The organism is Actinomadura decatromicini, assembly GCF_008121305.1.
In the GTDB taxonomy this organism is placed as follows: Bacteria; Actinomycetota; Actinomycetes; order Streptosporangiales; family Streptosporangiaceae; genus Spirillospora; species Spirillospora syzygii.
Genome location: NZ_VSRQ01000001.1, coordinates 1,078,239 through 1,102,298 on the forward strand (window position 1 = coordinate 1,078,239; position 24,060 = coordinate 1,102,298).

General features: G+C 73.3%; 25 protein-coding genes. 16 read left to right on the forward strand and 9 right to left on the reverse strand.

The annotated features are described in order from the left end of the window. The first annotated feature begins 463 nt into the window (after positions 1–463). The 3 genes from FXF68_RS04290 to FXF68_RS04300 are packed head-to-tail and all read left to right on the forward strand — an operon-like array spanning position 464 to position 3,409. Complete coding sequence (locus FXF68_RS04290; protein WP_246178427.1) at positions 464–1,351, forward strand: ATP-binding cassette domain-containing protein; 888 nt, start codon at positions 464–466, stop codon at positions 1,349–1,351. Continuing rightward, complete coding sequence (locus FXF68_RS04295) at positions 1,344–2,660, forward strand: hypothetical protein (RefSeq protein ID WP_187437705.1); 1,317 nt, start codon at positions 1,344–1,346, stop codon at positions 2,658–2,660. Before FXF68_RS04290 ends, FXF68_RS04295 begins: the two co-directional genes overlap by 8 nt. A 29-nt stretch (positions 2,661–2,689) precedes the next feature. Beyond that, positions 2,690–3,409, forward strand: a complete 720-nt coding sequence (locus FXF68_RS04300; RefSeq protein WP_148757564.1) for a DUF4230 domain-containing protein — start codon at positions 2,690–2,692, stop codon at positions 3,407–3,409. 7 nt (positions 3,410–3,416) lie between these two features. Here the strand turns inward: FXF68_RS04300 and FXF68_RS04305 are convergent, their stop codons facing one another. Further along, the gene (locus FXF68_RS04305; RefSeq protein WP_148757565.1) at positions 3,417–4,607 is read right to left on the reverse strand and encodes an acetyl-CoA C-acetyltransferase; all 1,191 of its coding nucleotides are present in this window, start codon (positions 4,605–4,607) and stop codon (positions 3,417–3,419) included. Between the two features lie 105 nt (positions 4,608–4,712). Between FXF68_RS04305 and mce the strand changes: the two genes are divergently transcribed. From mce to FXF68_RS04320, 3 genes are all read left to right on the forward strand, one after another. Further along, complete coding sequence (mce, locus tag FXF68_RS04310) at positions 4,713–5,147, forward strand: methylmalonyl-CoA epimerase (protein ID WP_067903105.1); 435 nt, start codon at positions 4,713–4,715, stop codon at positions 5,145–5,147. 350 nt (positions 5,148–5,497) lie between these two features. Further along, positions 5,498–6,820 carry a DivIVA domain-containing protein gene (locus FXF68_RS04315; protein WP_148757566.1) on the forward strand — a complete coding sequence of 441 codons (1,323 nt, stop codon included), beginning with the start codon at positions 5,498–5,500 and terminating at the stop codon, positions 6,818–6,820. 161 nt (positions 6,821–6,981) lie between these two features. Then, on the forward strand, positions 6,982–8,445 hold the full coding sequence (locus tag FXF68_RS04320; protein ID WP_246178299.1) for an AI-2E family transporter: 1,464 nt from the start codon (positions 6,982–6,984) through the stop codon (positions 8,443–8,445). A 13-nt stretch (positions 8,446–8,458) separates the two neighbouring features. Here the strand turns inward: FXF68_RS04320 and FXF68_RS04325 are convergent, their stop codons facing one another. From FXF68_RS04325 to FXF68_RS04340, 4 genes are all read right to left on the reverse strand, one after another. Further along, positions 8,459–9,250 carry an alpha/beta fold hydrolase gene (locus FXF68_RS04325; RefSeq protein ID WP_148757567.1) on the reverse strand — a complete coding sequence of 264 codons (792 nt, stop codon included), beginning with the start codon at positions 9,248–9,250 and terminating at the stop codon, positions 8,459–8,461. 64 nt (positions 9,251–9,314) lie between these two features. Beyond that, positions 9,315–10,037: an alpha/beta hydrolase gene (locus FXF68_RS04330; RefSeq protein WP_148757568.1), complete on the reverse strand. Its 723-nt coding sequence runs from the start codon at positions 10,035–10,037 to the stop codon at positions 9,315–9,317. A gap of 22 nt (positions 10,038–10,059) precedes the next feature. Next, on the reverse strand, positions 10,060–10,374 hold the full coding sequence (locus tag FXF68_RS04335; protein WP_148757569.1) for an ATP/GTP-binding protein: 315 nt from the start codon (positions 10,372–10,374) through the stop codon (positions 10,060–10,062). Positions 10,375–10,387: 13 nt separating this feature from the next. Next, positions 10,388–11,959 carry a 3-hydroxyacyl-CoA dehydrogenase family protein gene (locus FXF68_RS04340; protein ID WP_148757570.1) on the reverse strand — a complete coding sequence of 524 codons (1,572 nt, stop codon included), beginning with the start codon at positions 11,957–11,959 and terminating at the stop codon, positions 10,388–10,390. Positions 11,960–12,014: 55 nt separating this feature from the next. Here FXF68_RS04340 and FXF68_RS04345 point away from each other — a divergent pair, with 55 nt between their 5' ends. Continuing rightward, a complete protein-coding gene (locus FXF68_RS04345) occupies positions 12,015–13,019 on the forward strand; it encodes an LLM class flavin-dependent oxidoreductase (RefSeq protein WP_148757571.1) in 1,005 nt (334 codons plus the stop codon). A gap of 66 nt (positions 13,020–13,085) precedes the next feature. Here the strand turns inward: FXF68_RS04345 and FXF68_RS04350 are convergent, their stop codons facing one another. Together FXF68_RS04350 and FXF68_RS42070 are read right to left on the reverse strand one after the other, a co-directional pair. After that, entirely contained in the window at positions 13,086–13,472 is a 387-nt protein-coding gene (locus tag FXF68_RS04350; protein ID WP_148348410.1) for an SCO5389 family protein, read from the reverse strand. 169 nt (positions 13,473–13,641) lie between these two features. After that, on the reverse strand, positions 13,642–13,815 hold the full coding sequence (locus FXF68_RS42070) for a hypothetical protein (protein WP_187437706.1): 174 nt from the start codon (positions 13,813–13,815) through the stop codon (positions 13,642–13,644). Positions 13,816–13,980: 165 nt separating this feature from the next. On the opposite strand from FXF68_RS42070, the gene nucS reads away from it, so the two are divergent. The 7 genes from nucS to FXF68_RS42075 all read left to right on the forward strand — a co-directional run bounded on the left by nucS (position 13,981) and on the right by FXF68_RS42075 (position 19,027). Then, positions 13,981–14,661 carry an endonuclease NucS gene (gene nucS / locus FXF68_RS04355; protein WP_148757572.1) on the forward strand — a complete coding sequence of 227 codons (681 nt, stop codon included), beginning with the start codon at positions 13,981–13,983 and terminating at the stop codon, positions 14,659–14,661. A 49-nt stretch (positions 14,662–14,710) separates the two neighbouring features. After that, positions 14,711–15,118, forward strand: a complete 408-nt coding sequence (locus FXF68_RS04360; protein WP_148757573.1) for a DUF3224 domain-containing protein — start codon at positions 14,711–14,713, stop codon at positions 15,116–15,118. 49 nt (positions 15,119–15,167) lie between these two features. Next, positions 15,168–15,752, forward strand: coding sequence for a TetR/AcrR family transcriptional regulator (locus FXF68_RS04365; protein WP_148757574.1), 585 nt, complete (start codon positions 15,168–15,170; stop codon positions 15,750–15,752). A gap of 89 nt (positions 15,753–15,841) precedes the next feature. Next, complete coding sequence (locus FXF68_RS04370) at positions 15,842–16,651, forward strand: site-2 protease family protein (protein WP_148757575.1); 810 nt, start codon at positions 15,842–15,844, stop codon at positions 16,649–16,651. Positions 16,652–16,720: 69 nt separating this feature from the next. Beyond that, entirely contained in the window at positions 16,721–18,220 is a 1,500-nt protein-coding gene (locus FXF68_RS04375) for an aldehyde dehydrogenase family protein (protein ID WP_148757576.1), read from the forward strand. Positions 18,221–18,275: 55 nt separating this feature from the next. Continuing rightward, positions 18,276–18,761, forward strand: a complete 486-nt coding sequence (locus FXF68_RS04380) for a GNAT family N-acetyltransferase (protein WP_187437707.1) — start codon at positions 18,276–18,278, stop codon at positions 18,759–18,761. Between the two features lie 113 nt (positions 18,762–18,874). Beyond that, positions 18,875–19,027, forward strand: coding sequence for a hypothetical protein (locus FXF68_RS42075; protein ID WP_187437799.1), 153 nt, complete (start codon positions 18,875–18,877; stop codon positions 19,025–19,027). A gap of 77 nt (positions 19,028–19,104) precedes the next feature. Here FXF68_RS42075 and FXF68_RS04385 read toward each other — a convergent pair whose 3' ends face one another. Then, positions 19,105–20,700, reverse strand: coding sequence for a GMC family oxidoreductase (locus FXF68_RS04385; RefSeq protein ID WP_148757578.1), 1,596 nt, complete (start codon positions 20,698–20,700; stop codon positions 19,105–19,107). A gap of 70 nt (positions 20,701–20,770) precedes the next feature. On the opposite strand from FXF68_RS04385, the gene FXF68_RS04390 reads away from it, so the two are divergent. Both FXF68_RS04390 and FXF68_RS04395 read left to right on the forward strand, forming a co-directional pair. Further along, on the forward strand, positions 20,771–21,397 hold the full coding sequence (locus tag FXF68_RS04390) for a cob(I)yrinic acid a,c-diamide adenosyltransferase (RefSeq protein ID WP_148757579.1): 627 nt from the start codon (positions 20,771–20,773) through the stop codon (positions 21,395–21,397). A gap of 130 nt (positions 21,398–21,527) precedes the next feature. Further along, positions 21,528–22,463 carry a DUF4097 family beta strand repeat-containing protein gene (locus FXF68_RS04395; RefSeq protein ID WP_148757580.1) on the forward strand — a complete coding sequence of 312 codons (936 nt, stop codon included), beginning with the start codon at positions 21,528–21,530 and terminating at the stop codon, positions 22,461–22,463. Here the strand turns inward: FXF68_RS04395 and FXF68_RS04400 are convergent. Continuing rightward, a complete protein-coding gene (locus FXF68_RS04400; RefSeq protein ID WP_246178301.1) occupies positions 22,460–23,983 on the reverse strand; it encodes a M20/M25/M40 family metallo-hydrolase in 1,524 nt (507 codons plus the stop codon). The two genes, FXF68_RS04395 and FXF68_RS04400, sit on opposite strands and share 4 nt — an antisense overlap. Positions 23,984–24,060 lie beyond the last annotated feature (77 nt).

Sequence of the window (24,060 nt, forward strand, 5' to 3'; positions counted from 1 at the left end):
GCCCCATGAGCGCCCGTGCCTGCGCGCCCGTCCGCTCGGAGCGGAGCGCGCGGCGGGCCGGCCGTGGCGGGTCGGCCGTGGTGGCCGACCGTGGCCGGACGTCCGGCACGTCCCGGCCAAAGGTACGGTTCGGCAATTGTCCGCCTTTTTCTAATTCTCCGATTCGGCGGGGTCGGCAAAGAATCCAGGCGGACCGACGTTAAAGGCAAAAAGATTGCTGACAGCCATCACCAAGCCCGGTTATAGTCACGCTGTCGATGCATCGCGGCACGGCAAAAGCGACCGGCACGCCGGGCCCGCCGAAGGCGGAGGCCCGGTACGGCGGGAGCCGGGTGGCAGGGTTGGGGGACCGAGGCCACCGGCGCACCCGCGCGGCCGGACGCGCGCCGGCCGCCGCGACCGCATGACGAGCTATGGGGGGAATCTTGTGATCGCGGAGCACTCCGTGATCGTGGCCCGAGGAATGGGTGTCCGCCGCGGGGGCCGGTGGCTCCTGCGCCCGGTGACCTTCGGGGTGCCCGAAGGCGTGGTCGGCCTTGCCGGACCACCCGGCGCCGGTAAATCCACTCTGCTGGCCACGTTCGCGACCTTGCGCCGGCCTAACGCCGGCGCGCTGCACATTCTCGGACACGACATCACGAACGCCGCCGGGCAGCGCGCCGCGCGCGCCGCCATCGGCTACCTGCCCGCCCGGTTCGCCCGGGCGGACCACATGACGGCCGGCGAGTTCGTCGAGTACGCCGCCTACTACAAGCGGACCAGCGTGTCCGCCGCGCGCTCGGTGGCGCGGCGGCTCGACCTCGCCGAGGCCGCCCGCACCGAGCTGGCGCTGCTGCCGCCCGACGTCCGCCTCCGCGCCGGGCTCGCGGCCGCGTGCGTCCACGAGCCGGACGTGGTGCTCCTCGACGACCCGTTCGGCGAGCTGTGCGCCGCCGCCGAGCCGTGGCCCACCGGCGCCGCCGGTCCGGGCGGCCACACGCTCACCGCCGCGATGGCGGAACTCGTCCCGGTGCTCCGCTCCCTCGCCCCCACGGTGGTCGTCACCGCCGACGCCACCGAGACGCTCACCGGCTGGTGCGACCGGCTCCTCACCCTCGCCCGCGGGCGGCTCACCGAGCAGCCCACGCAGTCGGCCGCCGCGCGGCGCGGCCGGTCGGCCGCCGACCGGCGCGGCGCGGACGTGCCCGACCCGCGCGGCGCGGTCCCGCAGGCCATCCTCGCGTCGGGCCGCCGCCCGGCGCCACCGCGCCGGCGCGCCGCCCGGCGCACGCTGTCCGACGTGCCCCTCCCCCGGCTGACGCTGCCGCGCCTCGCGAGGCGGCCGCCCGCCCGGAGCGCCACCGGTGTCTGACCTCGGACGGGTGCTCCGGCTGGACGCCCGCCGCACGGCACTGCTCGTCTCGGTGCCGCTCCTCACCCTGGTCGGGACGGCGGCGGCCGCGCTGTCGCTGTGCCCGTCGGTCGCCTACTGGGACAACGCCGTCGTCGCCCTGGTCAACGCCGTCCGGCTGCTGGGCCCGGTCGCGGCGGCGCTGGCGGCGTGGACGGCGGTCCGCGAGCGCCCGCTCGACTATCTGCGCGACCTCACCGCGCGCTCGCCCGCGACCGGGGTGCTGTTCGACCTGCTGCTGCTCGCGGCGGCGGCGCTCGTCTCCTACGGCGCGGTGACGGCGGTGGTCGTCGCCGCCACGCTCGCCCGGGACCAGGCGGGCCACCCGCAGCCGATGGGCGTCGCCGCCGGGGCGGGGTCGCTCGTCCTGCACGTCGTCGCCGGGTACCTGGCGGGGCGGCTCGTCCCGCACCGGGCGACGGCGGGCTTCGTGCTCGGCCTGACGGCGGTGTGGGCGGCGGCGCGCGTCCCCGGCGTGTCGTGGTGGAGCCTGCTCCCCCCGGCGGCGTTCGACCGCATCGCGCTGTTCACCGCGCTGCGGCCGGAGGTGCTCGCCGACCAGGTCACCTGGGCCGCCGGGCTGACCACGGCGCTGATCCTCGGCTACGTGATGTGGGCGACGCGGCGGTTCCTGCTCGTCCTGCCGCTGGTGGTGGCGCTGGCCGCGACGGTCACCGCGACGCTCGGGCTGCACCGCACCGGCGGCGGGACGGTCGCGCCCGTGGCCGCCGAGCCGGTGTGCCGCGAGTGGCCGCTGACCGTGTGCGTCCACCCCGCGCTGCGGGACGCGCTGCCCCGGCTGGTCGCGGCCGCCACCCCCGTCGCCGCGCGGCTGAACGGGACGCCGGGCGCGTTCACGGCGCTGGAGCAGCGGCCGATGTGGGTGCCGGTCGCGGTGAACGGCGGCGTGGCGACCGTCCATCTCGACGAGGAGCTGTCCGGCGGGTACGCGGCGCGGGCCGTCCGGCAGATCAGCGACAGCCTCAAGGACGCGACGGCCTGCGCCGCCCCGCCGAACGAGTACCGGGCCCTCGTCGACGCCTGGCTCCTCGACGACGAGCCGCCCGCCGTCCCCGACCCGGACGCCGCGCGGCGGTTCGCGTCCTGGAGCGAGACGGCGCGGCGCGCGTGGCTGCGGCAGCACTTCGCCGCCTACCGGACGTGCGCGCTGGTGCCCGCCGACTTCCGGACGGAGCGGCCGCGGCGTCCCGTCCTCGCCAAGCACGTGCGGCACCCGGCCTCACATCGACCTAACCGGTCCGCTAGGTAAGAGACCGGCATGCCGGGAAAATGCGGTACATGGCTCGCTCTGATGCGAAGAATGCCGAGACGAAGAAGTCGGACGCGAAGAACGACGCGCCCCGGAAGCCATATGCCCGGCCCCGGCGCGGGGTGGCGGGGCCCGTGCTCATCATCGTCGCGACGGTCGCGGTCGTGCTGGCCGGGCAGCAGATCCTGCGCGGCCTGCCCGGCTGGCTGAACCCGTTCGCCGAGGAGACGAAGGACCGGAGCGGTCCCGTCCTGCTGAAGTCGATCCGCGACCTGCACCGGTACGAGGCGGCGAGCGGCAACTTCCAGGTGGTGGTCGACCTGGAGAAGGACGCGAAGTTCCTGCCGGGCGCGCTGCGCGGCAAGCGCACCCTGTTCGTCGGCAACGGGTCCGTCGATGCCTACGTCGACTTCTCGAAGCTGGGCGAGGGCGCGGTGAAGGTGAACCCGGACCGGACGTCCGCCGCCATCACCCTCCCCCGCGCCCGGCTCGAACCCACCAACCTGGACACGAAGAACAGCTACGTCTACGCGACCGAGCGCGGCCTGTTCGACCGCTTCGGCGACTTCTTCAGCAGCAACCCGAACAACCAGCAGCAGCTCTACATGCTGGCGTCGCAGAAGATCCAGACGGCGGCCGGGCAGAGCGGCCTGACGGAACGCGCCGACGCCAACACGAAGACGATGCTGGAGAACATGCTCAAGGCGCTGGGGTTCGAGACCGTCACCGTCAGCCTCGGCGCCCAGTGACCGCGGGTCAGCTAGCGGGCACCCGGAGGATGAGCGCGTCGCCCTGGCCGCCGCCGCCGCACAGGCCCGCCGCGCCCACGCCGCCGCCGCGCCGCTTCAGCTCGTAGGCCAGGTGCAGGACGATCCGCGCCCCCGACATGCCGACCGGGTGGCCGAGCGCGATGGCGCCGCCGTTGACGTTGACCTTGTCCGGGCCGACGCCGAGGTCGCGCATCGACTGGACGCCCACGGACGCGAACGCCTCGTTGATCTCGATGAGGTCGAGGTCGTCCACGCCGAGGCCCGCCTTGCCGAGCGCGTGCTTGATCGCGTTGGACGGCTGCGACTGGAGCGAGTTGTCGGGCCCGGCGACGTTGCCGTGCGCGCTGATCTCCGCCAGCCACGTCAGCCCGAGCTCCTCGGCCTTGGCCTTGGACATCACGACCACGGCGGCGGCGCCGTCGGAGATCTGCGAGGACGAGCCGGCGGTGATCGTCCCGTCCTTGCTGAACGAGGGGCGCAGCTTCGCGAGGACCTCGGCGGTGGTGTCGCCGCGCACGCCCTCGTCCGTCGCGAACGTGATCGGCTCGCCGCGCCGCTGCGGGATCTCGATCGGGGCGATCTCCTCGTCGAAGACGCCGTTCTTGATGGCCGCGGCGGCGCGCTGGTGGGAGCGGGCGGAGAACTCGTCCTGCTCCTCGCGGGTGATGCCGAGCTTGGCGTTGTACCGCTCGGTCGACTCGCCCATGGAGACGCCGTCGAAGGCGTCGGTCAGCGCGTCGAGGGCCATGTGGTCGAGTACCTCGACCGAGCCGTACTTGTAGCCGCCGCGCGACTTCGGCAGCAGGTGCGGGGCCTGTGTCATCGATTCCATGCCGCCCGCGACCACGATGTCGAACTCGCCCGCGCGGATGAGCTGGTCGGCGAGCGCGATCGCGTCCAGCCCGGACAGGCACACCTTGTTGATCGTGATCGACGGGACGCTCATCGGGATCCCCGCCTTGACCGCCGCCTGCCGGGACGGGATCTGCCCCGCGCCCGCCTGCAGCACCTGGCCGAGGATGACGTACTGCACCTGGTCACCGGACACCCCGGCCCGCTCCAACGCCGCCTTGATGGCATGCGCGCCGAGGTCGGCGGCGGAGAAGTCCTTCAGCGAGCCCAGCAGCCGCCCGACGGGGGTGCGCGCTCCTGCGACGATCACGGACGTGGCGGTCATGAGGGGCCTCCAGAATGGTGCTCGGCGACGTTTGCCACGATACCCACGGGGACGCCGACCGGTTCGGTTCGCCCCCGCCTGGCCGCATGAGTAGGGAGAAGGCCCATGCTGACCCGTATCGACCACATCGGCATTGCTTGTCGCGATCTCGACGCCACCGTCGAGTTCTACAAGGCGACCTACGGCTTCACCGACGCGCATTTCGAGGTGAACGAGGAGCAGGGCGTCCGGGAGTGCATGCTCAAGATCAACGAGACCGGTGACGGGGCGGCGAGCTACCTCCAGCTCATCGAGCCGATCCGGGACGACTCGGCGGTCGCGAAGTGGATGGAGAAGAACGGGGAGGGCGTCCACCACATCGCGTTCGGGACGGACGGGACGGTCGCCGACGAGGCGGCTGGGATCGCCGGGAAGGGGGTGCGCGTCCTGTACGACGCGCCGCGCAACGGATCCATGGGATCCTTGATCAACTTTTTGCATCCGAAGGACTGCCACGGCGTCCTGACGGAGCTCGTGCAGAAGCGTCCCGACCCTGCATGATCTTGCGGGGCCCCCGCAGCCCGCGCGCGACCGGATCGTGACGCGTTCGATATCCCGATCGCGGACGGCGGGGCGGCGACCGCCCCTCTGTGACCGTTCAGACACATCTGGTGGATTTGTACCGGCCAGACGCGGGGTACCGGGGGCCCGGAAGGCAAAATCGCAAACCGGACAAACCACGCAGCGCGTCAAGATGAACCCCCAACACGGCAGTGTCCGGAGTAGGCTTCATTCGCCGGAAGAGGTTTAGGGCACGTCTGGGGCACTGAGCCCGTCGCGGAGCCCGTCATGCCAGGAATCGACCGGTCCCCGGAACCACCCGTAGCCCCGTCACATCAGGATTGAGCCACATGCAGTCCGACATCGACGCCCAGCTCAGCAACTTCTTTGAAGACACGCCCCCGCGCGAGTTCGACGTGGTGCTTCGCGGCTACGACCGGCACCAGGTCGACGAGCACATCAAGTCGCTCGACAACGAGGTCCGGCAGACTCGCGAGCAGACCCAGGCCCTGCAGCGGGAGCTGTCGGACGCGCACCGGCAGTTGCAGGAACAGGAACGTCCCACCTACTCCGGCCTAGGCGCCCGGATCGAGCAGTTGCTGCGGCTGGCCGAGGAGCAGGCCACCGAGCTCGTCCAGGCCGCCCGGTCCGAGGCGAACGAGATCAAGGCCGCGGCCAAGGTCGACGCCGCCGAGCAGCGCGCCAACGCCGAGAACGACGCCGCCGAACTGCGTGCCAACGCCCAGCGCGAGGGCGACGACATGCGGGGCGCGGCCGAGCGCGAGGCCGAGGAGGTGCGCACCTCCGCCCGCCGCGAGGCCGACGAGCTGACCTCCACGACCGAGCGCGAGGTCGCGAAGCTGCGCGCCACCGCCGACCACGAGGTCGCCGAGAAGCGCGCCAGCGCCGAGCGCGAGATCGCGAAGCTGCGCACCACAACCGAGCGCGAGGTGGCGCAGTTGCGCGCGTCCACCAAGCGCGAGCGCGACGAGATCCTCACCACGGCGAAGCGGCAGGCCGACGAGATGCGCGCGCAGGCCCAGCGCATCCTGGAGGAGAGCGAGGCCCAGCGCGCCCAGGCCGAGGCCGAGTTCGAGATCCAGCTCGCGGCCCGCCGCGAGGAGGCCGACCGGCAGGACGCCGAGCGCCACGCGGCCGCCCAGGCCGCCACGCAGAAGCTCGTCGCCGAGGCCGAGCAGCGCGCGGCGTCCGCCGAGCAGCGCGCGGCGAAGGCCACGCAGCAGGCCGAGCAGACCCGGCGCGAGGCCGACTCGCACGCCAAGCAGCTCATGGCGAACGCGCGCAAGAACTCCGACAACGTGATCGCCGAGGCGAAGTCGCAGGCCGAGCAGCTGCTCGCCGAGACCAAGTCCGAGGCCGACCGCGTCCGGACGGCGGCGCAGCGCCAGGTCGACGAGCTCACCCGGCAGCGCGACAGCATCACGAGCCACCTCAACCAGCTCCGTCAGCTCATCGGCGGCGTCGCCCCGACGATGGGCGCCGAGCCGGAGCTCGCCGCCCCGCCGGAGAAGGCCGCCATCCCGGCGGCCGAGCCGAAGTCGGCTCCGGCGCCGCAGGCCCAGCCGAAGCAGCAGCCCGCCGCGAAGGCCGCCGCCAAGCCGGGCCAGGCCAAGAAGTCCGACGAGGACGACGAGGACTGGTGGCAGGAGTGACCCAGCCTGGCTGACCGTGTGACGCGGTCGACGAACGACGGGAAAGCCTAGAGGCCGAAACGCCTCTAGGCTTTCCTACGTCTCACCCCCGTGGTGGCGCTGATCGGGGCCCGGCCCGGCGGCCGGCGCGCCACCGCGGACGGACGGAAGAGGAGAGCGGCGTGCCCGACGACACCCCCCACGAGGACAGGCCCGAGGCGGCCCCCGGCACGGGACGCCCGGCCACCGGACGCACGGTGCCCGCCCCCTCCCGCCCCGCCGACGACGACGACGAGGAGACGGCGGCGGACGCGGCCCCGCGAAAAGGCGAACCGGCCCCGAACGAGCCGGCCGCCGAGGCGGAGCCGGACGACGAGCCGCAGCTGGACGACGAGGCGCTGGCGCCCAGCGGGGCGCTCCGGCCCGAGGAGATCGAGGAGCCCACCGGCGAGCGCGACCCGGCCACCGGGACGCCGGTCCGGCTGCCCGCAGCGGCGGACGCCGTCGAGCAGGTGGAGCCCGAGCCCGGCGCGCCCGACCCGGCGCACGACGTCGAGCAGCGCAGGCGCGAGGCGGGCGTCGACCACCGCTTCCCGTTCGGACGCCCCGGCCAGCCGTTCGGCCGGGCGCACCCGTTCGTTTTCGGGTTCACCGCCGCGCTCGGCGTCATCACCGCGTGGATGCTGGTCAGGGCGGCGACGAACGCCAAGTCCGTGATCGTGATGATCGTGGTGGCGATGTTCCTCGCGGTCGGGCTGAACCCGGCGGTGGAGCGGCTGCGCAGGTTCGGGCTGCCGCGCGGCGCGGCGGTCGCGGCGGTGTTCTTCGCCGTGATCCTGTTCTTCGCCGGGTTCGTGGCGTCGCTGGTGAAACCGGTGTCCGAGCAGGTCACGAACCTGCGGGAGAACATCCCCGACTACGTCAACCAGCTCCAGCACAACGACCGCCTCGCCGAGTGGGACAAGCGGTACGGCCTGTTGGAACGCGCCGAGAAGACGGTCAACAGCGACGGCTTCCAGAACCAGCTCACCGACATCGCCACCGGCATCGGCAACGTCGCCGTCAACGGGATCTTCCAGACGATCACGATCCTGATCCTGACGCTCTACTTCATGAGCTCGCTGCCGCAGATCAAGACGTTCTTCTACAAGCTCGCGCCGCGGTCCCGGAGGGCCCGGGTGGCCTTGCTGGGCGACGAGATCCTCGACCGGATCGGCGGTTACGTCGCCGGGCAGTTCACGATCGCGTTCATCGCGGGCGTGTGCTCGTTCGTCTTCCTGTCGGTGCTCGGGGTGAAGTACGCCCTCGCGCTCGCGCTGATCGTCGCGGTGACCGACCTGATCCCGCTGATCGGCGCGACGATCGGCGCGGTGGTGGTGTGCCTGGTCGCGTTCCTCACCGGGGACGTCACCAAGCTCATCGTCTGCGCGATCTTCTATCTGATCTACCAGCAGGTGGAGAACTACGTCGTCTACCCGAGGGTGATGAAGCGGACGGTCGACGTGCAGCCCGCGGTGACGATCGTGGCGGCGCTGATCGGCGGAACGCTCCTCGGCGTCGTCGGCGCGCTGCTGGCGATCCCGACGGCCGCGGCGATCTCGCTGCTGGTCCGCGAGGTCGTGATCCCGCGCCAGGAGACGTTGTAGCGGCCGGGCGCGGTCAGCGGGACGTGCGGGCCAGGGCGGCGGCGAACTCGGCGACGGCCTGGTTGAACAGGTCCGGCTGCTCGACCGAGCACAGGTGCCCGGCGCGCGGGACGACCTGGAGTTCGGCGTTCGGCATGGCGTCCGCCATCGCGCGGGCCTCGGCCTCGGTGGCGAGGGTGTCCTCGTCCCCGACCATGACGAGGGCGGGCACGCGCAGGGCGCGGAGCGTGCCGAACGCCTCGGGGCGTCCGGCCATGGCGCGCTGCGCCCACGCGGCGGCGCGCGGCGGCGTCGCCTGGACGAGCCCGCGCACCCGCCCGTAGACGAGGGCGCGCTGCCGGTAGGTGGTGGGGCCGACGAGGGCGGGGAGCACCTCGTCCAGCAGGACGCGGGTCGTTCCGTCACGTTCCAGAAGCTCGGCCTGCCGCAGCCGGGTCGCGCGGTCCTCCTCGGTGTCGGCGGCGGCGCGGGTGGCGGCGAGCACCAGCCCGAGGACGAGCTCCGGGTGCCTGCGGCTCAGCGCCACGGCCACGTGGCCGCCCATGGACAGCCCGCCGACCACCGCCCGCCGGACGCCGAGCCGCCGGCACATGCGCGCGACGTCGTCGGCCATCGCGTCCACGGACGGCTCGTCGTCGCCCAGCTCGGAGCCGCCGAAGCCGCGCAGGTCGGGGGTGACGACCCGGAACCGCTGGGCGAGGCCCTCGCGCTGGGCGAGGAACATCGCCGAGGAGAGCGGGAACGCGTGCAGCAGGACGAGCGCCGTGCCGGAGCCGATATCCCTCGCGTACAACTGCACGGTCATAGGCACATCGGTACCCGCTCCCGCGGTCCGGGTGACGCGGGTGGCCGCCACCGGCCGCCTGGGACTAACCGCCCGGTTCGTCCCATTCCGTGGGAAGGGGGGCGGCTTCCGGCACGACCCGCTTCACGATCTCGTTCAGCACGATCCGGACGTAGGGTTCGCCGACCCACAGGTGCTTGGCGTTCGGGACGCCGACGACCTCGGCCTGCGGGACGCGCTTGAACCGCTCCCTCGCCTCGTCCGGGCGCAGGTAGTCGTCGAACTCCGGGACGAGCGCGAGGACGGGACGCCCGTCGGCGCCCCACGCGTCCAGGTCGGCGTCCGTGGCCCGGTGCAGCGGCGGCGACAGCAGGATCGCGCCCTCCACCAGCGGGTCGCGTCCCCATTTCAGCGCCAGCTCGGTGCCGAACGACCAGCCGAGCAGCCACGGGCGCGGCAGGTCGTGGTACTCGGTGTACTCCAGCGCGGCAGCCACGTCGAACCGCTCGGTCTCGCCCTCGCCGAACTCGCCCTGGCTCGTGCCGCGCGCCGACGTCGTCCCGCGCGTGTTGAACCGCAGCACCGCGAGCCCGGCCAGCGCGGGCAGCCGGTAGGACGCCTTGCGCAGGACGTGGCTGTCCATCATGCCCTCGGCCGTCGGCAGCGGATGCAGGCAGACGAGCGTCGCGGCCGGCGGCCGGTCCGGCGGCAGCGCCAGCTCGCCGACGAGCTCCAGCCCGTCGGAGGTGTGCAGCGTGATCTCCTCGCGCCGCGCCGGCAGCACCGTCGCCGCCCTGATCTCCGGCATGGGTCTCCTTACTTCCAGATGCTCAGTGGCGGGGCGCGTTCCGGGACCGCGGGACGCGCGGCGAGCGCCGGCCGCGGGCCTGCCAGCAGGGGCGGTGCCAGTGCCGCCGGTCCTCGCCGCCGCGGTCGTCGGTCCGCCAGGCGACGACGTGCGCGACGCCGGGCGGGATCTCCTGGTCGCAGCCGGGGCACCGGTACGCCTTCACCGCGCCGGACCCGGAGATGGACCGGACGACCCACTCCCCGTCCGGCGCGTCCTCGGTCTCCTGGGCCCACGCCCCACCGCCGCCCGCGGGGGGATGCCCGGACCCGGCACGACGATTCTTGCGGGGGCTCATGCTTCGAGGATATTCAGCGCAGCGAACTACTTGCGGTCGCGTGCTCCGTCAGGAGGGGGTCGGGCGCGAGGGACGGGTCGCGGGTCTCGGTGTGGAGGGCGTTCAGGACGGTGACGGCGCGGTCGGCGCCGAGGCGGTCCAGGTCGGCGATCGGGCCGGACGGGTAGCCGCAGCCGAGCGTCATCGCCGCGTCGATCGAGTCGGCGTCGGCGTAGCCCGCGCCGAGCATGGCGGCGGCGTCGTTCAGGTACGGGAAGCGGAGCGCGTCGACGATGAACCCGGCGCGGTCGCGGCAGCGGACGGCGGTGAGGCCGAGGCGGCGGAGGGCGTCCGCTGCCCGGTCTGCGACGTCGGGTGCGGTGGCGACGGTGACGGCGATCTCGGCGAGCGTCCCCGCGGGGTCGGGCAGGCTGAGCCCGACGACGTCGGCGGGACGGCCGACCGCCATCGCCTGCCCGATCACCGAGTCGCCGGTCGAGGTGACGGCGAGCGGTGTGCCCGGCTTCGCGGCCCGCGCGGCGGCGGACAGCAGCGCGCGGCCCGCCTCGGCGTCCTCGGCGGCCTCCACGATCAGCTCGCAGCTCGCGAGGTCGGCGGCCGAGTCGCGGACGGCGGCGCCCGCGCGGTCGCACAGCGCGGCGACCGCGTCCGCGAGCGGGCCGACGCCGACGACGCCGACGACCGGCGCGGGGCCGGCCGGCGCGGCGGGCTCGTCGGCCGCGGAGCCGTCGTGCGGGTAGAAGCCGCGGCCGGTCTTGCGGCCGAGCAGCCCGGCCGTGACCAGCTCGCGGAGCAGCGGGGACGCGGCGTGCCGCCGCTCCCGCGTCTCGGCGTGGATCGCGTCCAGCACGCCCTGGCAGGTGTCGAGGCCGATGAGGTCCATGAGGGTGAACGGGCCCATCGGCAGCCCGGCCCCGGCCGTCATCGCGGCGTCGATGTCGTCGCGGGTCGCGTGCCCGGACTCCAGCATGGCCACGGCCTGGTTCAGGTAGCCGAACAGCAGCCGGTTCGCGACGAACCCGGCGCGGTCGCCGACCGTCACGGGCGTCTTGCCGAGCGCCCGGACGAGCCCGGCGACGCGGGCGACGGCGTCCGGCTCGGTGAGGACCGTCCGGATGACCTCGACCAGCTTCATCACCGGCGCCGGGTTGAAGAAGTGCACCCCGACGATCCTGGTGGGGCGGCCGGTGCTCACCGCGATGTCGGTGACCGACAGCGACGAGGTGTTGGTGGCGAGGACGGCGTCGTCCCGGCACACCCGGTCCAGTTCGGCGAACACCCGGCGCTTCAGGTCGAGCCGCTCCGGGACGGCCTCGATCACGAGGTCGCAGTCGCCCAGCTCGGCGAAGTCGACGGAGAGGGCGGTCCGGCCGAGGATCTCGCGCCGCGCCTCCTCGGTGAGCCGGCCGCGCTTGACCGCGCGTCCGGTGGAGACCTCCAGGTGGCCGCGGCCGCGGTCCAGCGCGTCCTGGTTCACCTCCACGCCGACGACGGCGAGCCCGCCGCGGGCCAGCACCTCCGCGATGCCCGCGCCCATCGTCCCCAGCCCGACTACCCCGACACTGCTGAACGAACTCTCGGTCATGGAGGGCAGTCTCGCAGAGCGGCGGCGCCTCCTCGATCCCGGGTAGGACGGGAGGGTGCGCCTCGGAATCTTCCTCCTCGCCGCCCGTTTCCCCGGCCAGGACGACGCCGCCGCCCTGACCCGCACCGTCGAGGCCGCCGTCGCCGCCGAGCGCGCCGGGTTCGACGACGTCTGGCTGGCCGAGCACCATTTCATGTCGTACGGGGTGGTGCCGTCGGCGACCGTCCTCGCCGGGCACCTGCTCGGCGTCACCGCGCGGGTCGGGGTCGGGACGGCGGTCAGCGTCCTGTCCAGCCAGCATCCGGTGGCGGTGGCCGAGCAGGCGGCGATGCTGTCGCTGCTGTCCGGCGGACGGTTCCACCTGGGCGTCGGACGCGGCGGCCCGTGGCGGGAGCTGGAGGTGTTCGGCACCGGCCTGCCCCGCTACGAGCACGGTTTCGCCGAGTCGCTCGACCTGCTGCTGGCGTGGCTGCGGTCGGACCGGCTCGGCTGGTCCGGCGAGGAGTTCCGGTTCCGGGAGGTGCCGGTCGTGCCGCGCGTGGCCGTTCCGCCGCCGGTGACGGTCGCGTGCACGTCGCCCGCGACGGAGCGGCTGGCGGCCGAGCGCGGGCTGCCGATGCTGCTCGGCATGCACGTCGGGCCGGACGAGAAGGCCGCCGCCGTCGCCCGGCACGCCGCCGTCGCCCGGCTCGGGTTGCCGGACGTCCCGCACGTCTCCGCGCACGTCGCCCAGGTCGCCGACACCCGCGAGCAGGCGGTGAGCACGCTGATGGCGGAGATGCCGCGCTGGCTCGGCCCCGGCCTGGACGGGTACGTCGCCGTCGACGACCGCCCGCGCCCGCCCCGCGACCCCGTCGGCTACACGCGCCGCATGTGCGACCTGCATCCGGTGGGCTCGCCGGACGACTGCGTCGAGTCGCTCGTCACGGCCGCCGAGCGCACCGGCGTCCGGCGGCTGATCCTGCTGGTCGAGGGCGCCGGGTCGCGCGGCGCGACGCTGGAGAACATCGCCCGGCTCGGCGCGGACGTCCTGCCGAAGGTGCGGGCCGCGTTCACATGAGAAGGGCGCGCACATGAAAAGGGCGCGGCGCGCCTAGGCACGCCGCGTCCTCCGGGCGACGGCGGGTCAGCAGTCGCGCAGTTCGGGTGACTGGTTGAGGATCTGCTCGCGGGCGGTGACGAACGTCCGGTAGGTGGCGGAGTCGCCGTCCGGGAAGACGGCGACGCGGTGGCAGTTCTGGAAGGCCAGGCGCACGCCGAACCAGCGCTCCAGGGCGCCGCGCATCGCGTCGCTGGCGAGGACCCGCAGCAGCTGGCCGCGGGCCTGCTCGTCCGGGGGCGGGGTGTGGTTGTCGGCGAACTCGCCGCCGTCCACGTGCAGCCGGGCCACCAGGCCGCTGATCATGTCCCAGGCGTAGGGGAGGGACGTCCGCACGCACTCGACGAACGCCGCGTCGTCGACCTCCCCCTGCTTCGCCGCCTCCAGGAGTTCCGGGGTCACGTCAAGAGACATTGCGGGAGTCCTTTCGCTGACGCTGGATGCCCTCGACGCTAACCACGGCCCCCGGAGAATGCCAGACTTGACAAAGGTTTTCATTCCGCTACGTCTGCCGCTTCTGGCCCCGCCGCCGGCAGCGCCCGTTCTTCGGTCCCCGGCCGCCCCCGTGCGGACCGGGGGCGGCTCAGCGGGCGGTCGCGGCGTCCCGGCCGGCCGCGCGGCGGCGGCGCGGCGGCCGGACGGTCCGCTCGGCGAGCTCCGCCCAGTACTCGCGGGCCCGCCGCGCCACCCGCGCGTCGTGCGCGGCCCGCGCCTCGGCCCGCAGGTCGCGGGCCCGCTCGCGGCTGATCGATCGCATGATGTCGTGGTGGTACACGGTTCCTCCCAGATCCCCCGCCGGGCCAAACCGCATGGCCCGACATCCAAGAGACTCGTCCTAAGGCCCCCTCCCCCACATCGGCATCACGCCCTATATCGGGCACCCGGACGTCTTAGCCGGTCGGCCGCACTAGGGTTGGTCGGCGTGCGTCTCGTTATCGCCCGCTGCAGCGTCGACTACGCCGGCAAACTCACCGCCCACCTCCCGATGGCCCCCCGGCTGATCCTGATCAAGTCGGACGGGAGCGTCAGCGTCCATGCCGACGACCGCGCCTACAAGCCGCTGAACTGGATGAACCCGCCCTGCTCGCTGCGCGAGGAGCCCTTCGAGGAGGACGGCGCCGTCGCCCGCTGGACGGTCACCCACGGCAAGTCCGGCGAACGGCTCATCCTGACGATCCAGGAGGTCCTGCACGACACCAGCCACGAGCTGGGCATCGACCCTGGCCTGCGCAAGGACGGTGTCGAGGCGCACCTCCAGGAGCTGCTGGCCGAGCACATCACCACCCTCGGCGACGGCTGGACGATGATCCGCCGCGAGTTCCCCACCGCGATCGGCCCGGTCGACATCCTGTGCCGGGACGCCGCCAGCGCCACCGTCGCCATCGAGATCAAGCGGCGCGGCGAGATCGACGGCGTCGAGCAGCTCACCCGCTACCTGGAGCTGCTGAACCGCGACCCGCACCTCGCGCCCGTCCGCGGGGTCTTCGCGGCGCAGGAGATCAGGCCGCAGGCGCGCGTCCTCGCCGCCGACCGGGGCATCGACTGCGTCACCCTCGACTACGACGCGCTGCGCGGCATCGAGCACGAGGGCACGCTCTTCTGACACCTGTGGCGGGGTTCCGGGCGGCGTCGTCCTGGGCCAGGATTCCTCCATGACCTTCCAAGCCAGCGGCAGTTTCGAGATCGACGCGTGGGACGCCGAGAAGCCCTTCGACGAGCGGGGCGGCGCCAGGCTGACCCGGGTCCACGTCGGCAAGACGTTCCACGGCGACCTCGTGGGGACGAGCAGCAGCGAACTGATCACCGTGGAGTCCGCCGCCGGGCCCGTCGCGTACGTGGGGATCGAGCACGTCGAGGGCATCCTGCACGGCCGGGAGGGGACGTTCGTCCTGCAGCACAGCGCGGGCAGCGAGGACGGCACGCCGGACACCCAGTGGCTGCGCTGGCTGATCGTCCCGACGTCCGGCGGCGGGGAGCTCGCGGGCATCCGCGGCGTCGGCCAGATCACCGTCGCCGACGACGGCGAACATACGTGGACTTTGGAGTACACCCTGGACTAGGCACGACACGTCGGACGTCGGACGAGGCGACGGCCGGTAACGTAGCGGCATGCCCCCCGCCACCACCGACGCGACACGCGAGCGGATCATCGACGCGGCCGAGGACTGCTTCGGCCGCCGCGGCGTGACCAAGACCACGGTGGAGGACATCGCCGCCGCCGCGAAGCTGTCCCGCGCGACCGTGTACCGCAGCGTCGCCGGCGGCCGCGACGAGCTGATCCTCGCCGTGGTGATGCGCGACCTGCGCCGGTTCCTCGACCGGCTCGCCGAGCGGCTGCGCCGGGAGCGGGCGGTGCCGGAGGCGATCGTGGAGGGCACGCTGGACGCCGTCCGGTACGTCCGGGAGGTGCCGGCGGTCGCGCACTTCCTCGTCCCGGAGGCGGCGGGGCACACGCAGGCGGCGGTGTCGGGGGCGTCCGAGCACGTGCTCGCGCTCTGCTGCGACTACGTGCGGCCGCACTTCGAGCGGGCGCAGCGGCAGCGGACGCTGCGTCCCGACATCGACGTGGAGGGGACGGTCGAGTTCCTCTTCCGCGTCATCACCTCGCTGATCGTCATGGACCGGGGCCGCGACGACGACGGGCTGCGCCGCTTCCTGCGCACCTATGTCGTTCCTGTCATCGCGGCGCCATGACTCCGGCGAGACGGTAGCTTCCGAATGGCGGCGAGGATCAGGCGGGACGGGGCTCCCGCGCGGCGGCGTGGCGAGAGGGGCCGGAGACGATGACGGGTACTGCGCGCGGGACGCGCGGCGGCGCGGCGGTACGGCCGAGCCCGGTGTTCCTCGTGATCGTGGCGGCGACGGTCCTGTTCGGGCTGATGGCGTGGCGGTACGGGAACGATCCGTCGCGGCCGGCACGGATAGCGCTGTTCGGGTTCGTCCTCGCGGCGTGGATGCTGTCGCTGTGCCTGCACGAGTTCGGGCACGCGTACATCGCCTACCGGTCGGGCGACCGCGGCGTGGTCGCGAAGGGCTACCTGACGCTGAACCCGCTGAAGTACTCCGACGCCGTGCTGAGCTTCCTCATCCCGGTCGTGTTCATCCTGCTCGGCGGGATCGGCCTGCCGGGCGGCGCGGTCTGGATCGACCGGCACGTCATCCCCGGCCGGATCCGGCACAGCCTGATCTCGGCGGCGGGCCCGCTGTCGAACGTGCTGTTCGCGATCGTCCTCGCGGCGCTGTACAAGAACTTCGCCGCCAACCAGGACGGCCAGGAGCACGGGATCTTCTGGCTGGGCGTGGCGTTCCTGGCGTTCCTCCAGATCACGGCCGCGGTGCTGAACCTGCTCCCGATCCCCGGGCTGGACGGCTTCGGGATCGTCGAGCCGTACCTGCCGCGCCGCTGGGCCGACCAGGCCGCGTCCATCGGCGGCTACGCGTTCCTCATCCTGATCGCGCTGCTCTGGCTCGGACCGGTCAACGAGGCGTTCTTCGGCTTCGTCTACCACATCACCGAGGCGCTGGGCCTCAACCGGACTCCGATCCAGGCCGGGCACTGGCTGTTCGAGTGGTGGAGCGACCGACCGGCATAGGGTGGTTTACTAGCCAGTACCGACGCTGCAAGCAGTCACTTACGCCAGGCTCCTCCCGGGAGGTCCCGCATGTCCGTGACCACGGAGAACACCGAGACGTTCGGGTCGCTGAACCCGGCCACCGGCGAGGTCGTCGCCGAGCACCCCGTCCACGACGCGGCCGCCGTCGCGGCGGCGGTCGAGCGGGCCCGGGAGGCCGCCGAATGGTGGCGCGCCCTCGGCTGGAAGGAGCGCAGGCTCCGGCTGCTGAACATCAAGGGCTCGCTGACCCGCAACCTGAGCCGGACGGCGGAGCTCATCCACCAGGAGACGGGCAAGCCGCTGCAGGACGCGCAGCTTGAGGCGATCATGGCGATCACCCACCTCGACTGGGCCGCCCGCAACGCGCGGAAGGTCCTCGGACCGCGCAACGTCTACCCGGGCATCATGGCGATCAACCAGAAGTGCGTGCTGGAGTACCAGCCGGTCGGCGTCGTCGGCGTGATCGGCCCGTGGAACTACCCGCTCTTCACGCCGATGGGGTCGATCGCCTACGCGCTCGCCGCCGGGAACGCCGTCGTGTTCAAGCCCTCGGAGTTCACCCCCGGCGTCGGCGTGTACCTCGCGGAACTGGTCGCGGCGGTCGTGCCGGAGCATCCCGTCCTGCAGACGGTCACCGGGTTCGGCGAGACCGGCTCGGCGCTGGCCTCCTCCCCGGGTCTCGGCAAGCTCGCGTTCACCGGCTCGGCCCGCACCGCGAAGCGCGTGATGGCCGCGTGCGCGGAGAACCTCACCCCGATCGTCGCCGAGTGCGGCGGCAAGGACGCCTGCATCGTCGACTCCGACGCCGACCTCGACGCCGCCGCCGACGCCGCGCTCTGGGGCGCCATGTCGAACGCGGGCCAGACGTGCATCGGCGTCGAGCGCATCTACGTCGTGGACGACGCCTACGACAGGTTCCTCGGCAAGCTCACCGAGAAGGCGGCCGGGCTGCGTCCCGGCTTCGACCGCGAGGCCGCCTACGGCCCGATCACGATGCCCGGCCAGCTCGACGTCATCGAACGCCACATCAAGGACGCCCTCGCCAAGGGCGGCAAGGCCGTCGTCGGCGGCGCGGAGTCGGTGCGCAAGCCGTACGTGGAGCCGGTCGTCCTGACCAACGTGCCGGACGACTCGGCCGCCGTGTGCGAGGAGACGTTCGGCCCGACGATCACCGTCCACCGCGTCAAGGACCTGGACGAGGCCGTCGAGAAGGCCAACCGGGTCAGCTACGGCCTCGCCGGGACGATCTTCTCCGGCGACCGGTCCCGCGCCATGGACGTCGCCCGCCGGATGCGCTCCGGCATGACGTCGATCAACGCGTTCGCCGCGTTCGCGCAGGTCGCCGCGCTGCCGTTCGGCGGGGTCGGCGAGTCGGGCTTCGGCCGCATCCACGGCGCGGACGGGCTGCGCGAGTTCACCCGGCCGAAGGCGATCACCCGGCAGCGGTTCGCGTCCATGAACCTCACCTCGTTCAGCCGGAGCGAGAAGGAGATGGCCCGCGTGCTCGGCCTGATCAGCATGGTCCACGGCCGCCGCTACAAGCGCTGACCGGCGAGGACACCTCGTCGAAGGACGCCGCCGTGAACCGCCCGGACCCCGCGCCGTGACCTCCGGGACGCCCGTGCGCAGCCGTCTCCAGGCGGCGCTCGGCACGCCGCCCGAGCCGCCGCCCGGCGTCCGGCCGCTCGCCGAAGGCGACCTCCCCGCGCTCGCCGCCCTGATGTGGGACGCCTACCGGGGCACCCCCGACGAGCCCGACGTCGGCAGCCTCACGGGCGCGGTGCGCGAGGTGCGACTCACCATGGACGGCGAGTACGGCACGTTCCTGCCCGCCGCGTCCTTCGTCGCCGAGGACGGCGGGCGTCCCGTCGCGGGCGCCCTCGTCACCCTCTACCGCGACGTGCCGCTCCTGGCGTTCCTTTTCGTCGCCCCTTCCCACGCCGGGAACGGCCTCGGGCGGGCGCTGGTCCAGGCCGTCATGCACGCCCTGGCCGGGCAGGGCCACGACACCCTCACCCTCGCGGTGACCCGCCGGAACCGCCGCGCCCGCCGCCTCTACGACCGCCTCGGCTTCGTCGAGGTCCCCTGAGCCCGCGCAGAGCGGGCGCCTAAGCGCGGTAGGCCCTCTCTAAGGCGGCTTTAGACGCCTAGATAAGGCGTCGTCCCGATGTGGGGGGTGGGGCCTTAGGAAGAACCTTGTACATGTCGGGCCACGAGGGGCCCGGCGGGAACAAGGAGAAGCAGATGATCCGCCCGGAGTTCAGCAACGTCATCATCAAGGACCGCGTACAGGTGCTGCGGAAGGAGGCGAGGCAGGCGCGCCGCGTCCGCATCGCGAAGGCGCTGAAGCGGTGACCCCGCCGCCCTGTACCGACCAGCAGGCGCCCCCGTCCGAAGGACGGGGGCGTCACTCGTTTTCAGGGCTTTCCGGTTCAGGTCTTTCCGGCGTTGGCGGGCTTCAGCGGGGTGCGGCCGCGGATCAGGTCGGCGGCGCGCTCGGCGATCGCGATCGTCGGGGCGTTGGTGTTGCCGCGCGGGACGGACGGCATGACCGACGCGTCCACCACCCGCAGCCCCTCGACGCCGCGGACGCGCAGCTCCGGGTCGCAGACGGCGTCGTCCCCGCCCATCGCGCAGGTGCTCGTCGGGTGGAACAGCGTGGCGCACTCGCGGCGGACGAATGCGACCAGCGCCTCGTCGTCGTCGACCTGCTCCCCCGGCGCCCACTCGCCGCCGGTCAGCGAGGCCAGCGGGCCGGTCGCGGCGATCTCCCTGGCCTGCCGGACCCCGGCGACGAGGACGTCCAGGTCGGCCTTGTCCGAAAGGTAGGCCGGGTCGATCAGCGGCTTGGCGTACGGGCTGGCCGAACGCAGGGTGAGCGCGCCCCGGCTGGCGACCGCGACCGCCGTGACCAGGACCGACAGCAGCCGTTCCGACGACTCCGTGAGCCCCTGGTCGACGAACGGGGTCGGCAGCACGTGGTACTGGAGGTCGGGCGCGGGGAGGCCCTCGACCGTCCGGACGAACCCGCCCGCCTCGGCGACGTTGGACGCGTAAGGCCCCCGTCCCAGCGCCTGGTACAGCGCGAACGTGCGCGCGTTGGCCAGCTCCCAGAGCGCCTTGGTGCGGGGCGTGGCGAACATGACGTTCACGAACGGGTGGTCCTGGAGCCGCTCCCCGACCGGTGAGTCGACGACGACGTCGATGCCGAGCGAGCGCAGGTGGTCGGCGGGGCCGACGCCGGAGAGCATGAGGAGCTGCGGGCTGTTCACCGCCCCGCCGGAGAGGATCACCTCGGCGCCCGCGCGGGCCGACATCGTCTCGCCGCGCGCCTCGTACCGGACGCCGACCGCGCGGCCGTCCTCGATCACGACGCGGGTGGCGAGCGCGTCGGTGACGACGGTGAGGTTCGGCCGGTGCTCGATCGGGTGCAGGTACCCGGCGGCGGTCGACCAGCGCCGCCCCCGCCGGTGGGTGACCTGGTAGAAGCCGACGCCGTCCTGCTCGGCGCCGTTGAAGTCGGAGTTCGCGGCGAGGCCGTACGCCTTCGCCGACTGCACCCACGCGCGGGTCAGCGGGTGCCGGTAGCGCAGGTCCTCGACGCGGAGCGGGCCGCCGACGCCGTGGTAGGGGATGTCGCCGCGCTGCTGGTCCTCGGCGCGGCGGAAGTAGGGCAGCAGGTCCTCGTAACCCCAGCCCGCGCAGCCGTGCGAGTCGCGCCAGGTGTCGTAGTCGTACCGGGCGCCCCGGATGTAGATCATCGCGTTGGTGGACGAGCTGCCGCCGAGCGTCCGCCCGCGCGGCCAGTACACGCTGCGCCCGGCCGCGTGCTCCTGCGGGACGGTCGCGTAGTCCCAGTCGTACGGGCCCTTGATCAACGCGGCCACCGCCGCCGGGATGTGGATCTCCGGGGCGTCGTCGGGCGGGCCCGCCTCCAGCAGGAGGACCTTCGCGGACGGGTCCTCGGTCAGCCGGGCGGCGAGGACGCAGCCCGCGCTGCCCGCTCCGACGATGATGTAGTCGTACACGGCGCCCTCCGGGAGTATTTCCGGAAACCCTACCGAACGGGCTTCAGCGCCCGGCGCTAGTGTGATCGCCATGGCGAAGAACAGGGACAACCCCGTCGTGCTCTCGCAGATCTACACCCGGACCGGCGACGACGGCACCACCGCGCTCGGCGACGCGTCCCGGACCCGCAAGACCGATCCGCGGCTCGCCGCCTACGCCGACGTCGAGGAGGCCAACGCCGCGATCGGCGCGGCGATCGCCCTCGGCGCGCTCCCGGCGGACGTGGCGGCGCTGCTGTCGCGCGTCCAGAACGACCTCTTCGACGTGGGCGCCGACCTGTGCGCGCCCGTCGTGCCCGACCCGCAGTACCCGCCGCTGCGGGTGGAGCCGTCCTACGTCGAGCGGCTGGAGGCGGCGTGCGACGAGCACAACGAGTCGCTGCCGACGCTGCGCAGCTTCATCCTGCCCGGCGGGACGCCCGGCGGCGCGCTGCTGCACGTCGCCCGGACGGTCTGCCGCCGCGCCGAACGCACCGCCTGGGCGGCGATCGAGGCGCACGGCGCCGCCGCCGCGGACGACCCGGACGCGCCCGCCGGCGGCGTGAACCCGCTCACCGCCCGCTACCTCAACCGCCTGTCCGACCTGCTGTTCATCCTGTGCCGGGTCGCGAACGCCGAGCACGGCGACGTCCTGTGGAAGCCCGGCGGCGAGCGCTGACGCCGCGCCGCCCGGCCGGGGGTGGGGTTAGCCCTACCCCCGGATGACCGGTTCGCCTCCTGGTGACGGCATCCCCATGCGGTGCAGGCTGGTTCCCTGAGGGCGCACTGCTACAACGGGGAGTGACCACGTGAGGACCCTGACGTTCACCGCCGTGCTGACGGCGGCCGCGGCGACGCTGGTCGGCTGCGGCAACCTCAGCTACGGCGCGCACCAGGAGGACCGCACCTACAGCGCGCCCGCCGGCGTCACCGCCCTGAAGATCCGCTCGGGCGGCAGCCGGGTGGAGATCACCGGATCCGACTCACCGGGCATCAAGGTGCGCGAGCGGCTGACCTGGTCGAACGACAAGAACAAGCCCGAGCCCCGCCATGTGGCGGAGGGCGGGACGCTGGCGCTGACGTCCAAGTGCGCGAAGGTCGTCGTCGGGCTCAGCGGCACCGGCTGCGGCGTCTCCTACCGCATCGAGGTGCCGCGCGGCACCCCGGTCGAGGTCGACAACGACGACGGCAGGATCGTCGCGTCCGGCCTCGGCGGGACGGTGAAGCTGCACACCGACAACGGCGCGCTCAAGGTGACCGACCTGCGCGCGACGTCGGTGACGCTCAGCTCCGACGACGGCTCCATCGAGGTGTCCGGCCACGCCGGGACCGCCCACCTGCAGAGCGACAACGGCCGCATCACCGCCACCGGCCTCACCGCCGACCGGCTGACCGCGCGGACCAGCGACGGGCACATCAGCGTCGCCGGGCGGGTGCCCGTCGCCGACCTCCGCACCTCCAACGGCGGCATCGACGCGCGCGGGCTGACCACCGACCGGATCTCCGCCAAGACCAGCGACGGGCCGATCGACCTGCGGTTCGCCGCCGCTCCCACGGAGGTCCGCGCGACCAGCGGGAACGGGCCGGTGCACGTCCGCGTGCCGCGCGGCGACGGCTACGCGATCACGCTGACCAGCGGCAACGGGCCCGAGCGGATCGACCCGGCCGTCCACCAGGACTCGCGGTCAACGCGCACGATCCAGCTCCGCAGCGGCGACGGCCCGTTGACCGTCTCGCCCGCCTAGCGGACCAGGTACGGGCCGCGCCGGTCGAGGCCGGACGACGGGGTCCGGGCGGCCCCCAGCCGGGCGCCGCCGTTGACGGCGACGGTCGTGCGGGCCAGGTGCTGGGTGACGTGCGCGACGCCGTCCAGGCTCGTGTCGAGCAGCTTGAGGTCGACGTTCCGCAGCCGGTCGCAGCGGGAGTGGTAGCACGGGTCGTACACCTTGCCCGCCCGGCCGCCGAACGCCTTCGCCTCGGCCGCCGTCTTCACCCCGTCCGCACCGGTCTCGATGCCGCCGGACGGGATGCCGTGCTCGACGAACGGGCCGTAGTCGGACCGTCCGTTGAACTCGCTCTCGGCGGTCGGCAGGCGCCGCGCGGCGAAGTACCGCCGGAACATCCGCTCGATCGCGCCCGACCCGGCGGGCGCGCGGGTGCCGGCGCGCGTCGAGCCGTCCCCGTCGTACACGCCGCGCACCCCGTTGGGCGAGCCGAGCATGTCGAAGTTCAGGTTCAGCGCGATGGCGCGGCGGCGGGACGCCGGCAGCGACGTCACGTAGTGGGCCGAGCCGCGCAGGCCCTCCTCCTCGGCGCCCCAGAACGCGAACCTGACCCGGTTCCGCAGCCCGCCGTCGCCCAGCTTCTCGATCTTCGCGGCGACGGCGAGGAGCGCCGCTGCGCCGGTGCCGTTGTCGTTGATCCCCGGCCCGTCCGGGACGCTGTCGAGGTGCGCGCCGAGCAGCACCACGTTGTCCGCGCGCCCCTGCTCGGTGTCGGCGATCACGTTGGCGGTCGTCCGCCTGCCCTGGACGGTGTCGGTCCGCACGCGCAGCCTCAGCCCGCCGCCGCGCGCCGCCCGCGCCAGCGCGGCGCCGACCGCGTGGCTCGGGCCGACGACCGGGATCGCGCCCGGACGGTTCACCGTTCCCCGCACGGGCCCCCGCTCGCCCGGCTTGTTGAACACCACGACGGCGGACGCGCCCGCCGCCCGCGCCCGGTCGGCCTTCGTCTCGAACGTGCACGTCCCCCGCTGGACCAGCGCGATCGAACCCCTGCGGAAGTTTCTGAAGTCGTCCTTCTCGCAGCCGCTCGTCCCCTCCCCGCGCGCCGGAAGGTCGACGGCCGTCACGGGGGCGGTCACGTCCCCGGCCCCCGAGTACGCGAGCGTCACGAAGTCGTCGCCCAGCCGGTAGGACGCCCTGGACGGCGCCGTCCGCGCCAGCACCGCGTCCGACCGCTCCGCCCAGTACGGGTAGGAGAACTTCTGGATCGTCGGCGTCAGGCCCGCCTTGCGGAGCCGTCCGGCCACGTAGTTCACCGACACGTCGTAGCCGGGCGTCCCGGCCGCGCGGTTCCCGCCGTTGTAGTCGGCGATCTCCTGGAACGCCCGCAGATGTGCCTCGGCGTCCCGCACCGTGACCAGCGCCGCGAGGTCGGGACGCCCCGGCGCGGCCCCGGACGCGGGCGACGCCGCCGGGACGAGGGCGGCGGGCAGAACGGCGGCGGGCAACGCCACGGCGGCGCCGGTGAGCAGCTTGCGCACGTGCACTCCTGCGATCGGAGACGGAGCTGGGCAGCAGCGAGCCTGCTGGTCAGGACCCGTCTCCTCCAGCGTCGGCG